The sequence below is a fragment of the Frankia sp. ACN1ag genome (assembly GCF_001414035.1).
Lineage (GTDB): Bacteria > Actinomycetota > Actinomycetes > Frankiales > Frankiaceae > Frankia > Frankia torreyi.
In genome coordinates this window covers 22308-35397 of the sequence record NZ_LJPA01000037.1, presented here as the reverse complement: position 1 = coordinate 35397, position 13090 = coordinate 22308, and the positions used below count along the sequence as shown (strand labels likewise).

Genomic DNA, 13090 nt, shown 5'->3' with positions numbered 1-13090 from the left:
GACCGCCGGCCGCCTGCCCGGGGGCCGGCGCGCGGCGGAGGTACCGGGCGCGGCGGTCCCGAGCGGGAAGGCTCCCAGCGGAGGAGGTGTCGACCGCGAAGGTGTCGAAACGGGTCGGGGCGTGCGTCGTTCGGTCGATAGTCTCGCGGGGTGGCAACCGCACAGATCTATCCCAGCCTGCTCGCCGCGGACTTCGGCCGACTGGCCGACGCCGCCCTCGCGGTCGAGGGCCGAGCCGACTGGCTGCACGTCGACGTCATGGACTACCACTTCGTCCCGAACCTGGCGTTCTCCCCGGACGTGGTGACGGCGTTGCGGTCGACGACGCAGACTCCGCTCGACTGCCATCTCATGATCGACAANCCGGACCGCTGGGCCGCCGACTACGCCGAGCGCGGCGCGGCGAACGTGACCATTCACGCCGAGGCCGTGTCCGACCTGCCGCGGACGACCGCGGCGATCCGGGCCGCCGGCGCCCGCACCGGCCTCGCCGTGAAGCCGAACACCCCGGTTGAGCGCTACCTCGACGACCTGCACCGCTTCGACCTGCTGCTGCTGATGACGATCGAGCCCGGTTTCGGGGGTCAGAAGTTCATGACCGAGGTGCTGCCGAAGATCGAGGCGGCTCGCCGCCTGATCGACGACCGCGGCCTGGACCTGTGGCTGCAGATCGACGGCGGGGTCAACGAGGACACCGTCGAGCAGGCCGCGGCCGCCGGGGTCGACGTCTTCGTCGCCGGCACGGCGGTCTTCGGCGCCGACGATCCCGGCGAGGCCGTCGAGAAGCTGCGCGCCCAGGCACTGCGGGTCGCCCCCCGGCTGACCCCGCCGGCCTCCCGATCGGTCGGCGACCCGGCGTGACGACGCCCGGCTCGCCGCCTCCCGGTGGTCCGCCCCCGGGGCACGTCGGGGACCGGTACTGGCTGGCCCGCGCGGTCGAGCTCGGGCGTCGCTGCCCGCCGTCGTCCACGGCGTTCTCGGTCGGCGCGCTGATCGTGGCGGCCGACGGAACCCTGCTGGCCGACGGCTACTCCCGGGCGGAGGAACCGCACGACCACGCCGAGGAGGTCGCGCTGCGCCGCCTCGCCGCGCGCACCGACTCGCCGGCCGCCCGCAGCGGTCGGGCCGCCGGTGCCGGTCGGGCCGCCGGTGCCGACCCCGGTGCCGCCGGTGCCGACGCCGGTGCCGGCGTCGATCCGGCGGGGGCGACGGTGTACAGCTCGTTGGAGCCGTGCAGCGCCCGGGCGTCGCGGCCGCGGACCTGCACGGAGCTCATCCTCGCCGCCGGCATCGGCCGGGTGGTGTTCGCCTGGCGCGAGCCGTCGCTGTTCGTCGACTGCGACGGCGCCGAACGGCTGGCCGCGGCCGGCGTCGAGGTGGTCGAGATCCCGGCGCTCGCCGCGGACGTCCGCGCGGTCAACAGCCACCTCCCGCTCGGCTGAGGGCCGCGGGGGCGCATCCGACCTGGTGTTTGACCGGCAGGCATGACCTCAGTCACATCGCCGGGTGCGGCGTGTGGCCGCTTCGTATGTCAGACTTGGGGCAGTACAACCAGCAGCACGCGCGCTCCGGGGTCGGTGAAACTCCGAGCCGGCGGTGATAGTCCGCGACCCGTCCGCAGGTACTGGGACGGCTGATCCGGTGGAATTCCGGGACCGACGGTCAAAGTCCGGATGGGAGGACGCGCGCGGGCCCAGTGTCCGTGGGTGGCCGTCGCCGTCCGCGGGCGCGCGTCGGCGTGCGCATGCCGACAGGTCCCGCGTGGCAACTCCCCGAAACCGGGGAGCGGTGCCCGGGACCGAAGGGCGCGAGTCGGATGTTCACCGGCATCGTTGAAGAGCTCGGCGTGGTGGCTGCGGTGGATGCGCGGCCGGAGTCGGCGGCGCTCACCATTGCCTGTCAGACCGTATTGGCGGACGCGACCCACGGCGCTTCCATCGCCGTCAACGGCGTGTGTCTCACGGTGACCTCCTTCCAGCGGGCCGGCTCCGATCCGGCTGGCACTGATCTGGCTACCGCTGATCTGGCTACCGCCGATCCGGGCGGCGGCGTGCCGGCCGGGGGCGCCGGTCGTGCGGGGCCTGCCGGCACAATCGCGGCGTCCGCGACGTTTACGGCTGACGTGATGCGCGAAACCCTCGTGCGGTCCTCCCTCGGCGAGCTCGCCGTCGGTGATCCGGTGAACCTCGAACGGCCCGTCCGGCTGGCCGACCGCCTCGGCGGCCATCTGGTCCAGGGGCACGTCGACGGCGTCGGCGTCGTCGTCGACCGGCAGGCCGACGAGCACTGGGAGGTCGTCCGCATCGCCCTTCCCGCCGGCCTCGACCGCTATCTCGTGGAGAAGGGCTCGGTGACGGTCGACGGCGTCAGCCTGACCGTCGTCGANGTCACCCCGGCCGGGGGTGACTCCCCGGCGACGTTCACGGTCAGCCTGATCCCCACCACCCTCGACCTGACCACGCTCGGCCGCCGCGCACCGGGTGCCCGGGTCAACATCGAGGTCGACGTGCTGGCCAAGTACGTCGAGAAGCTGCATGCCGGCACCATCGACCCGAACGGACTGTCCCGATGACCACATCCGCGGCCGGCGCCCCCTCGACGGCCATCCCCGCCCCGCCCGTCCCCGTCCTGCCCACGGCCGTCACCGGGACGTCCGACGCCGGCCCGGCGACCGGCGACGGCGACGTTGACGTGACGTTCGCCTCCATCGAGGACGCCATCGCAGAGATCGCCGCCGGCCGGCCGCTCGTCGTCGTCGACGACGCCGACCGGGAGAACGAGGGCGATCTGATCTTCGCCGCCGAGGCGGCCACCCCCGAGCTCGTCGCGTTCATGACGCGCTACACCTCCGGGGTGATCTGCGTGCCGATGGACGCCGTCGACACCGACCGGCTCGAGCTCGACCAGATGGTCCCGCACAACACCGAGCGGATGGGCACGGCGTTCACCATCACCGTCGACGCCCGCGAGGGCGTCTCCACCGGCATCTCCGCCGCCGACCGGGCCCGCACGATCCGGCTGCTCGCCGACCCCGACACGGTTCCGGGCGACCTGAGCCGGCCGGGGCACATCTTCCCGCTGCGGGCCAAGGACGGCGGCGTGCTGCGGCGGCCGGGCCACACCGAAGCGGCCGTCGACCTGGCCCGGCTCGCCGGACTGCGCCCGGCCGGCACCATCTGCGAGATCGTCAACGACGACGGGACGATGGCGCGCCTTCCCGAACTCGCCGCGTTCGCCCGCGAACACGGCCTGCTGCTGATCTCCATCGCCGACCTCATCGCCTACCGCCGGCGGACGGAGAAGCAGGTGGTGCGGGTCGCCGAGGCGACGATCCCGACCAGTTACGGCACCTTCCGCGCCGTCGGCTTCCGCAACACCCTCGACGGGGTGGAGCACATCGCGTTGATCCGCGGCGAGCTGGGCGACGGCGAGGACGTCCTCGTCCGGGTGCACAGCGAATGCCTCACCGGCGACGTGTTCGGCTCGCGGCGCTGCGACTGCGGCACCCAGCTCGACGCCGCCCTGCGGATGATCGCGGCCGAGGGTCGCGGGGTGGTCCTCTACGTGCGGGGCCACGAGGGCCGCGGCATCGGCCTGATGCACAAGCTGCGGGCCTACCAGCTCCAGGACGCCGGTCACGACACCGTGGACGCCAACCTCGCGCTCGGCCTGCCCGCCGACGCCCGCGACTACGGCACCGGCGCGCAGATCCTCGTCGACCTCGGGGTGCGTGGCCTGCGGCTGCTGTCGAACAACCCGACGAAGCGGGCCGGCCTGGAGGGCTACGGGCTGCGCATCGTCGAGCTCCTCGGCATGCCGGTCACCCAGACCCCGGAGAACCTGCGTTACCTGACGACCAAGCGGGACCGGATGGGCCACGTCCTGCCCGGGCTGCCCCGCGCCGTCGGAGAGGACGAGCCGGCCGGTGGCCGTTGGGCGTCGAGCCCCGCGCGGGTACCCGCGACCTCCGGTTGCGCCGCCGTCCCGGGTGGCGGCGGCAGCTCTTCGGCCGGCGTGGATCTCACCGACGGAGAGGGTCTGTGAGCGGCTTCGGCGCGCCGCAGGAGGTGCTCCCGCCGGTGGCCGGGCTGCGGCTGGCGATCGTCGCCACCCGCTGGCATGCCGAGATCACCGATGCGCTGCTGGCCGGGGCGCTGCACGCGGCCAAGGACACCGGGCTCGCGACGGCGCCGACCGTCGTGCGGGTCTCCGGTGCGGTCGAGCTGCCCGTCGTCGCCGCGGCGCTGGCCCAGCGNCACGACGCGGTCGTCGCCCTCGGCGTGGTCATCCGCGGCGGCACGCCGCACTTCGACTACGTCTGCCAGTTCGTCACCGCGGGGCTGGCCCGGGTCACCCTTGACGCCCGGGTCCCCGTCGGCTTCGGCGTGCTCACCTGCGACACGGTCGAGCAGGCCCGTGACCGGGCCGGGCTGCCCGACTCCAGCGAGGACAAGGGTCGAGAGGCGACGCTGGCCGCCCTCGACACCGCAGCGGTGCTGCGCGAGCTGGCCCTTGCGAGCTGACCGCAGCGGCTGACCCCGCCGGCTGACCTCGCCGGCTGACCTCCCGACCGGCGTCGCCGAGTGCCATCCGGCCACCGTCCCCGCTGGGGGCGGTGGCCGTCCGCATCCTCATGTCGCACGGACGGTACGAGCCCGATCCGTCCCGGTGACATGGCCTCGGTATGGTGTTGCCATCGCATGGCGATTCGGAGTGGATCGAGTGTGCCGGTGGTGTGTTCGCTGCTCGTGGGTCTGTTTCCGGCTATCTGGATCATCTCGGAGCTCTTGTCGGGGCAGTGGGTGACGCGAGACCGTGATGCCACGCCGTAGCGGTTGCCTCGCGCTCCGGTGTCGTCCAGCGGAGTCGGTCCGGAGATGGGGGCGGGGTGGCACGGATGGCGGGTCATGGTGGGAGCCGGGACGATGACGACACCGCGGCGCCGGTCGATCCGTCCGGGGCCGACCGGGACGGCCTCGACGTCTCGGCCCGGTCCGCCGATCAGGAGGCCCCCGGCGCGGGCGGCGGGGATGCCCGCCCGATCTCCCTGCTCGGCCTGCGCCTGACCGAGCCGCAGTCGCCGCGCAACGCCCTGGTCACCCGGCGCCCCACCCGGACGCGTCCCGGCGTGCCGCGGGGCGAGCCCGGCAGTGGGCTTCCCGGTGGGACGCCCGGGGGGCTGCCCGGAGATCGCGCGCCTGGTCCCCTGCCGTCCCCTCCCGCCTCGACGGCCGCCCGACTCGGGCAGACCCGGCCCCCGCAGACCCGGCCGCCCGTCGATCGGACCTCCCCGCCCGCCCGTTCGCCGGAGGTCCGCCCCTTCGCGGATCGGACCTCACCGCCTCCGCTGCCCCCGTGGTCGCCATACCCTGCGCCGTCCGACGGCGGGGAGGCGGCCGCGTCCACCACGGATGGTCCGCCGCTTCCGCCGCTTCCGGCCACCGGCACCGGCACCGGCACCGGCGATCCGATCCCGCCGGCCGGTGGCTGGGCACCCACGATCGGCGGCGGCTGGCCGACCGCGACCGACGGACCCCCGGCGACGTCCCCGGACCGGCCGGGCTGGGGTCTCGGCGCGCCGGCCCCAGGCCCGTCCGGGTGGACGCCCGACCTCGCCGTCCCGGCCCACCCGTCGCCGTCCGGCGAGGCCGCGACACCGGCCGGGGCCACCGGCCGCCCCGCCGCCGCGCCGGCCCCCGGTGGCCTGGTCCTCCCGCCGGGGACGGACGCTGCGCCGCCCGTCGGCGCTGCTGGCGGGGTCGTCCCGTTCCTTCCGGTACCTCCGCCGCCCAGTGCCACGGTGCTGCCGCCGAACGTCTCCCCGCCGCCTCCCACAGCTCCGCCGCCTCCCACAGCTCCGCCGCCTCCCACGGTTCCCCCGTCTCTCACGATTCCGCCGCCTCCCGCGGTTCCGCCGCCCGGTGAGAGCTGGGGCAGCATGACGGTTCTCGTGCCCGCGGCGGGCTCGCTCCTCCCGCCGGGTGCCGCACCCGCCGCCTCAAGACCGGATCGCCCCGAAGATGCCGACGGCGGCTCCGCCGCCGAACAACCCGGTCATCCGTGGGCGGGAGCGCCCCGCCCCACGCAGATCGACCCGGCCTCGGCCGGGCCCGTGCCCATCGAGCCGTCCCGGGCCGCGCTGCCCCTGCCGTATCCGGACGTCACACCGGCATCGCCGGCCGACCTGCCGGCCCCTGCCTATCCGTATCGGCCGGCCGACCCGCTGTTCGGCCCCTCCGGAGCCGAGTACGGCCCGGCCGCCGTCCCCCCTGCGGCCCCCCTCTACCCGGCTGCGGCCCCCGTCGGGCCGGAGCTTCCGCCGCTGCCCTCGTCCACCAACCCCGCCGCGCCCTGGCAGGTGCCGGAGGAAAGCCCATCGGCGCCGGGCGTGCCCGACCCGCCCCCGCCCGCGACCGCGACCGCGGAGTCCGCGCCCCTGCACCGGGGCGAGATGAGCCGTTTCGACGTCACCCGCCCGGGCGCGGCCCTCATGCCAGCCCAGCCGCCTCAGGTCCAGNCGCCTCAGGTCCAGCCGCCTCAGGTCCAGCCGCCTCAGGGCCAGACGTCCCAGGCCCAGACGTCCCAGGGCCAGACGTCCCAGGGCCACACCCCGGACCCGACCCGGACCGGTCTGTTCCCCCCGACCGGCGGTGCCACCCCGACTCGCGATGCGACTCGAAGTGATGACATCGCCGGGTTCGGTGACGGCGCCGCGGCCGATCCGGCCGCCGGCGCCTCCTGGCGGGCCGCCGAGGCGTCCGCCGCCGCCGGCCCGTGGGCGGAGCCGATCTCCACAGCGCCCGCGCTTCCCCCACCCCCGCCGAACATGCCGGTCCGGCGGGTTCCCGCGGCGCCGGTCCGACCGGCGGGTGCGGTCATCGCGCCTCGGGCAGCTGGAGCCGTCCCGCAGCCCGCGCCCGCCACGGCGGCGAGCGCGGCGCCGGTGGGCGCCGACGGCCTGGTCTACCAGCGTCCGCGGGCCGGGGGCCGGCGTGTACTGATCGGCGGGTTCGGCGGCGGCGGCGGACGGACGACCGTGGCCGCCGGGCTGGGCCTGGCGATGGCTGCGCACCATGGCCACCGGGTCGTCGCCGTCGACGCCTCCCCGGACCAGTGCGGGCTGCTCGCGCACCGGGTCGGCCTCATGCCCCCGGGGGTCGGCCTGCGGGAACTGGCCGGCGCCCGCCCGCCGGTCTCCTCCCTCGAGGACGTCCGCCGTTTCCTGGCCTCCGACGGGTCGGGTGGGCTGGAGGTGCTGGCCGGGATGCGCGACCTTGCCGGCCCCGGCCTGCTGCCCGAGGAGCTGGCCTGGGCGTTGGACCTGCTCGGCCACTGGTACCCGGCCGTCGTCGCGGACGCGCCGCCGGGCTGGAACCAGCCGGTCCCCGCCACCCTGCTCGCCCGCGCGGACCTGCTCGTGCTGACCGTCCGCGCCGGGGAGGCGGAGATCGCGGGTGCGGACGACGCGCTGACCGCGCTCACCGCGGCCGGCCGCGGTGACCTCGTCGCCACCGTCATCGTCGCCATCGTGGAGACCTACCCGTCCCGGCTCAGCCGCGGCGCCCGGATGCGCCTGGACCATCTCGAGGATCGGGCGTACATGACGGTGCCGGTGCCGTTCGACGCGGCGCTGGCCGACAGCCGGCCGATCAACTGGTTCCGCCTGCGCAGGCGGACCCGGTTCGCCTTCCAGCGTCTCGCCGGTGCGGTCGCCACCGCCCCGCTGCCCGGTTCCCAGCCGGCGGCGGCCCTCGCCCGCCCCGCTCTCGCCGCCGCCGATCCACAGGCTCGCATCGCTGCCTGGCCCTCGGGGGCCTGACGCACCCACCGCCGGCCCCGGGTGGTCCCGGCGGCGGGGCGGTGATGGGGGGTGGCTGCAGGCCGGTCCGGCACCGGCGGCCGCGGGGCCGCCCGGCGCTGCGGCGTTTAGGCTGCGGGGAATGGCACGCCATCTGCTGACTCCGGCCGGGCAGGGAGACGACGGGGCGGCCGACGAGGCCCTCGTCCGGGTGCTCGCCGCCGGCGGCTCGACCGGTCGCGTCGATCCTGCCGCCCTGACCGCCGCCCTGCGCCGCGCCCGGGTCTTCGTCGCGATCGAGGCCATGCTCACCTCGGCCGACGCCACCACCGGCGCCGACAAGACCAGTGAGATGGCGCTGGCCACTCTGCGCACCCCGTCCGGTGCCACCGCGCTGCCGATCTTCTCGAGCGTGGCGACGCTCGCCGCCTGGCGTGGGGCCGCCCGCCCCGTGCCGGTGGCCGCCCCGGACGCCTGGGCGGAGGCGGTCCGCCTCGGCCTCGACTCGGTGGTGATCGACGTCGCCGGCCCGTACCCGACCAGCCTGGAGGTCGGTCCCGGCGGCGCGGACATCCCGGTCGGTCCGGATGCCGCCGCCGATGCCGATCGAGCCGACCGCGCGGTCGCCGTCGATCGTGCGGGTGCGGTCGATCGTGCGGGTGGGGCCGATCGTGCGGATGTCGCCGGTGGTGGGGATGCGCCGGTGGGCGTGGGGCGGACGGATCCGTCCGTCGACATCGCCCTGACGGCGCTGCGGCGGCCGGCAGACCCCGACGGACCGCTGGCCCGTCCCCGAGTGCGGGTGGCCCTGCGGGCGATCACGGAACGGGTCGAGGCCTGGCCGGCCGAACTGGTGGAGCCCGGCGCGACGGCGCCGCGACCCGTGCTCGCCGTCGCGGTCCACGGCTCGGTGGGGGACACGCCCGCGACGGGGGAGTCGATCGCCCGTCGACTGTCCCAGCTCCTGGCGACGGCTTCCGCAACCAGCGGCTCGGCCTCGACGGCTCCGACGGCCTCGACGGCCTCGACGAGCCCGGCGGGTGGGGCTGGCCAGCTCGGCGCCCCCGAACCCGCGGCCGCGCGCGCGGTGGCGGTGCTGCTGGTCGGGTCGGGACAGGCTCGGGCGGTGCGTCGGCTCCTGGGCCGTGGCCTGCGCTCCGAGCGGCGCTGGGGGTGGCGGCCGCCCCGCTGAGCCACCCCGCGGCCGCGCGGGTCCGGGTCGCGGGGCGGATCGCTCCCCGCGGGCCGGCCGTCGCCCGGATCGTCCCTGTCTGTCGGCTCGCGGATCGCGGTCGCCGCGCCCGTTCGGGGCGGCCGGTCGCCGCCGTGATCGTCCTGCCCGGCGGTGTGGTGCTACTCTTGGCCTCAGACCGATTGCCGGTTGGTTCCACCCATCCGATGGTGCCGTCGTTCGTGACGGCCCTGGCGAGGGCACGGAGCCTGTCCGGCAGGACCAAGCGGGGGTTCGCCCTCCACCCGATGTTGCCGACTGGCGCCGCCTCCACGGGGTGTCAGAGTGTCGACCGGCCCGAGTTCCGGGCCGTGGCCACGGCAGCCGGGTCGCCGGTCGGCCGAGCCGTTCCCGCGGTTGTCGGCCGGGAGCCTGGTGCGGCCAGGCTCGGTGCTCCGCTGCGGTGAGGTCACGCCCGCGCGTCGAGCAACGGAGGAACACATCAGCACAGAGTCCCGTATCAATGACCGGATCCGCGTCCCCGAGGTACGCCTCGTCGGCGCGGAAGGCGAGCAGATCGGCATCGTTGCGATCGGCGAGGCTATGCGCATGGCGCAGGAGGCCGATCTCGACCTCGTGGAGGTCGCGCCGACCGCTCGCCCTCCGGTCTGCAAGCTGATGGACTTTGGAAAGTTCAAGTACGAGTCCGACCAGAAGCGTCGGGAAGCTCGGAAGAACCAGGTCCAGACCGTCATCAAGGAAATGAAGCTGCGGCCGAAGATCGATCCGCACGACTACGAGACCAAGAAGGGTCACGTCGTGCGGTTCCTGCGAGCCGGTGACAAGGTAAAGATCACCATCATGTTCCGCGGTCGGGAGCAGTCCCGGCCGGAGCTCGGCATCCGCCTGCTCCAGCGGCTGTCCGCCGACGTGGCCGACCTCGGCTACGTGGAGGCCCAGCCCAAGCAGGACGGCCGGAACATGACGATGGTGATGGCCCCGCACAAGGGTTCCAAGCCGCAGCGGCTGCCGGAACCGGCTGGCCACGTCTGACCCGACGTCGGTGGGTCCGCGCGGTGGTGTCCCCACCGTCCGGACCTCACCGCGGCGACCGCTCGACCACCCCCCGTAAACCGTCAGGATGTCGACATGCCCAAACAGAAGTCCCACAGCGGCGCGAGCAAGCGGTTCCGGATCACCGGCTCCGGCAAGGTGGTGCGCCAGAAGGCCAACCGCCGCCACCTGCTGGAGCACAAGTCCAGCCGCCGCACCCGCCGGCTGGCCGGCGTGGAGCCGCTGACGAAGGCGGACGCAGGCCGAATCAAGCGCCTTCTCGCCCGCTGAGCGCGCCCCGCTGACGAATCCGGCCCCGGTGACACCGGCGCGCCCTGCGCGGTGATCGATCCCGGTCCGNCCGGCCGGATGCACCCGAACGAAGGAGACAGGTGCCCTCATGGCACGCGTGAAGCGGGCGGTCAACGCCCAGAAGAAGCGCCGTACGGTCCTCGAACAGGCCAGCGGCTACCGGGGCCAGCGCTCGCGGCTCTACCGCAAGGNCAAGGAGCAGATGCTCCACTCGATGACCTACTCCTACCGGGACCGTCGCGCGCGCAAGGGCGACTTCCGGCAGTTGTGGATCACTCGGATCAACGCTGCGGCGCGCGCCAACGGCATGACGTACAACCGCTTCGTGCAGGGTCTGAAGCTGTCCGGCGTGGAGGTGGACCGCAAGATCCTCGCCGATCTGGCGGTCAACGACGCCGCGGCCTTCACCGCTCTGGTCGAGGTGGCCCGGGCGGCCCTGGCGGCGGCGCCGGAGCCGACCGCCGCCTGAGCCCGTCGCGACGCCGACCCGTGCCCGCCGCCCGCGTGCTCCCGCCGCCCGATCGTGGGCCGGTCGCCGGGCTGCGGTCGGCTCGGGTCGGTGCCGCCCGGCGCCTGCGGCGCCCGGCGGAGCGCCGGGAGCAGGGCCGCTTCCTCGTCGAGGGGGCGCAGGCCGTCGGCGCGGCCGTCGCCGCGGGCGGCCTGCTCGAGGTGTTCGTGGGCGTGTCGGCGGCGGGCCGTCACGACGATCTGCTGCGCGCCGCCGCGGTGCCCGTCCGGCTCGTGACGGACGAGGCCGCGGCGGCGCTGTCCGAGACGGTCACCCCCCAGGGGCTCGTCGCCGTCGCCGCCCTGCCGGGTCACCGGCTCGTCGACCTGGCCGCACCCCGACTGGTGGCGGTGTGCGTGGGCGCGAACGATCCGGGCAACGCCGGCACCGTGATTCGCAGCGCGGACGCGGCCGGGGCGGACGCGGTGGTGTTCACCGGCGGCGGCGTCGACCCGTTCGGCGGGAAGTGCGTGCGGTCGTCGGCCGGTAGCCACTTCCACCTCCCGGTGATCGTCGAACCGACGCTCGCCGACGTGGTGGCGGGGTTGCGCGCACGGGGGTGCCGGATCGTCGCGACCTCGGGTTCCGCGCGGCGTGATCTCGACACCGCGGTGGACGCCGGCGAGCTCGACGGGCCCACTGCCTGGTTGTTCGGCAACGAGGCGCACGGTCTCGATCCCGCCGGTCTGGCCGCCGCGGACGCGGCGTTGCGGGTACCGGTGTACGGTCAGGCCGAGTCCCTGAATCTTGCGGTTGCGTCCGCCCTGTGCCTATACGCATCGGCGCGGGCGCAGAGAACGGGTAGGTCCGGTACTGACGGCACCGGAGGAGGTGGTCGGCGGTGGTGAACACCGTCGCATCGACATCCGAACAGGCGCCGACCACGCAGCAGCCGCCGGCTCCCGCCGGTGCAACCGTTCCCCCGGCGGGCGGCTCGGCCGGCTTGCCCACCACCGCCGCCCCGGCATCAGGCGAGGCCATGACTGCTGACGACGAGCCCGTGCAGGATCACGGCGTACCGGCGGACCCCGCCGAGGCCGACGGCGGCGACGGCGCCGGCTCGGCCGCGCTGGACGGGCCACTGCCCGCGGCCGCGTTCGATCTGCTGCCCGATGCGGTCGTCGTCACCGACGCCGCCGGCACGGTCGAGGTCTTCAACCGGGCCGCGGTCCGCCTGATCGGCGTGCCCGTGCCGGCCGCGGTCGGCCGGCACCTCACCGAGGTGCTCCCGCTGCTGGACGAGCGCGGCAACGACTGGTGGGAGTGCTCCGCGCTCAGCCGGGAGCTGCCGAGGGTCATCGGGCAGCCCGAGCGACGGCTGACCTATGCCGGTCCGGTGCACGATCGCGACTTTCACGTCACCGTCCGCTTCACTCGGGTCGCGGGTCGGCTGGCCCGGGTCTCGCTGTCGCTGCGCGACACGCTGAGTCGGGAGCGGCTGGAGCGCAACCGGGCGGACCTGGTCGCCACCGTCGCCCACGAGCTGCGCTCGCCGCTGACCAGCGTGAAAGGCTTCACGGCGACGCTGCTGGCCAAGTGGGACCGGTTCACCGACGAGCAGAAGAAGCTCATGCTGAACACGGTCAACACCGACGCCGACCGGGTCACCCGCCTGCTCGCCGAGGTGCTCGACGTCTCCCGCATCGACTCGGGCCGCATCCAGGTCCGCAAGCAGATCGTCGACCTGCCCAGCCGGGTGCGCTCGGTGGTCGACGGCAAGATCGCCGCCGGGGCGGCGGGCGCCGAGCGGTTCAACGTCCGCGAGGAGGGCGAGCTGCCCGAGATGTGGGTCGATCCGGACAAGATGGAGCAGGTGCTCCACAACCTGGTCGACAACGCGCTGCGCCACGGCGCGGGTACTGTGACGGTGCTGCTGCGCGGCAGCGACACCGGCACGGAGGTGAGCGTGGCCGACGAGGGCGAAGGCGTGTCCGAATCGAACGCCGCGCGCGTGTTCACGAAGTTCTGGCGCGGTGCCAGCCGCGGCAACGGCACCGGTCTCGGGCTCTACATCGCCAAGGCACTGATCGAGGCGCATGGGGGCACCATCTCGGTCGGCCGGGCCGCGGGCGGCGGCGCCGAATTCCGATTTTTCGTGCCCGCCGGCGGTCCGGTGTTCGGCTGAGGCCGAGCGTCACGATCGACCGGCGGGCGCCCCGGGCAGCCGACGGGCGGCATCGAGCGCGGACCGCGCCGCCGCCGCGGCTGCCTCCCGGCCTCCATCGCCCGCCGGGCCCCTTCCGGGCCG

General features: G+C 74.9%; 10 protein-coding genes, 5 pseudogenes and 1 riboswitch. All 15 genes and pseudogenes read left to right on the top strand.

From position 1 onward, the window contains the following. Positions 1 to 150 precede the first annotated feature (150 nt). A pseudogene (locus UK82_RS40145) lies at positions 151 to 362 on the top strand (ribulose-phosphate 3-epimerase); the annotation flags it as partial. Between the two features lies 1 nt (position 363). Further along, on the top strand, positions 364 to 861 hold a 498-nt coding region (locus tag UK82_RS25555; protein ID WP_236706432.1), incomplete at its 5' end, for a ribulose-phosphate 3-epimerase. Next, positions 858 to 1442: a dCMP deaminase gene (locus UK82_RS25550; RefSeq protein WP_044886906.1), complete on the top strand. Its 585-nt coding sequence runs from the start codon at positions 858 to 860 to the stop codon at positions 1440 to 1442. The genes UK82_RS25555 and UK82_RS25550, both read left to right, overlap by 4 nt. A 117-nt stretch (positions 1443 to 1559) precedes the next feature. Then, positions 1560 to 1689: riboswitch (FMN riboswitch) on the top strand. A 127-nt stretch (positions 1690 to 1816) separates the two neighbouring features. After that, positions 1817 to 2385: pseudogene (locus UK82_RS25545) on the top strand (riboflavin synthase); the annotation flags it as partial. A 1-nt stretch (position 2386) separates the two neighbouring features. Further along, positions 2387 to 2572, top strand: a pseudogene (locus tag UK82_RS40140) (riboflavin synthase); the annotation flags it as partial. Beyond that, positions 2569 to 4044 (top strand): bifunctional 3,4-dihydroxy-2-butanone-4-phosphate synthase/GTP cyclohydrolase II, encoded by a 1476-nt coding sequence (locus UK82_RS25540; RefSeq protein ID WP_044886908.1) that lies wholly within the window; start codon positions 2569 to 2571, stop codon positions 4042 to 4044. The pseudogene UK82_RS40140 and the gene UK82_RS25540, both read left to right, overlap by 4 nt. After that, a pseudogene (locus UK82_RS40135) lies at positions 4041 to 4255 on the top strand (6,7-dimethyl-8-ribityllumazine synthase); the annotation flags it as partial. The gene UK82_RS25540 and the pseudogene UK82_RS40135, both read left to right, overlap by 4 nt. A gap of 1 nt (position 4256) precedes the next feature. Then, positions 4257 to 4523: 6,7-dimethyl-8-ribityllumazine synthase (gene ribH, locus UK82_RS40130; protein ID WP_236706431.1), on the top strand; the 267-nt coding region annotated here is incomplete at its 5' end. Positions 4524 to 7940: 3417 nt separating this feature from the next. Continuing rightward, positions 7941 to 8990, top strand: a complete 1050-nt coding sequence (locus UK82_RS25525) for an SseB family protein (protein ID WP_055409797.1) — start codon at positions 7941 to 7943, stop codon at positions 8988 to 8990. Between the two features lie 480 nt (positions 8991 to 9470). Beyond that, positions 9471 to 10022: a translation initiation factor IF-3 gene (gene infC, locus UK82_RS25515; RefSeq protein ID WP_173667353.1), complete on the top strand. Its 552-nt coding sequence runs from the start codon at positions 9471 to 9473 to the stop codon at positions 10020 to 10022. Between the two features lie 96 nt (positions 10023 to 10118). After that, positions 10119 to 10313, top strand: a complete 195-nt coding sequence (rpmI, locus tag UK82_RS25510; RefSeq protein WP_011606309.1) for a 50S ribosomal protein L35 — start codon at positions 10119 to 10121, stop codon at positions 10311 to 10313. Positions 10314 to 10422: 109 nt separating this feature from the next. Further along, positions 10423 to 10525: pseudogene (locus UK82_RS40125) on the top strand (50S ribosomal protein L20); the annotation flags it as partial. Between the two features lies 1 nt (position 10526). Further along, positions 10527 to 10803, top strand: a 277-nt coding sequence (gene rplT / locus UK82_RS25505) for a 50S ribosomal protein L20 (RefSeq protein WP_236706429.1), incomplete at its 5' end; no start/stop codon positions are given. A 20-nt stretch (positions 10804 to 10823) separates the two neighbouring features. Beyond that, positions 10824 to 11690, top strand: a complete 867-nt coding sequence (locus tag UK82_RS25500; protein ID WP_044886912.1) for an RNA methyltransferase — start codon at positions 10824 to 10826, stop codon at positions 11688 to 11690. A 131-nt stretch (positions 11691 to 11821) separates the two neighbouring features. Next, positions 11822 to 12967, top strand: a complete 1146-nt coding sequence (locus UK82_RS25495; protein ID WP_044886931.1) for a HAMP domain-containing sensor histidine kinase — start codon at positions 11822 to 11824, stop codon at positions 12965 to 12967. Positions 12968 to 13090 lie beyond the last annotated feature (123 nt).

Excerpts from the sequence above, each read along its gene's own strand:
- UK82_RS25540 (WP_044886908.1), top strand. The coding sequence starts at position 2,569 with ATGACCACATCCGCGGCCGGCGCCCCCTCGACGGCCATCCCCGCCCCG.
- UK82_RS25495 (WP_044886931.1), top strand. The coding sequence starts at position 11,822 with ATGACTGCTGACGACGAGCCCGTGCAGGATCACGGCGTACCGGCGGAC.
- UK82_RS25525 (WP_055409797.1), top strand. The coding sequence starts at position 7,941 with ATGGCACGCCATCTGCTGACTCCGGCCGGGCAGGGAGACGACGGGGCG.
- rpmI (WP_011606309.1), top strand. The coding sequence starts at position 10,119 with ATGCCCAAACAGAAGTCCCACAGCGGCGCGAGCAAGCGGTTCCGGATC.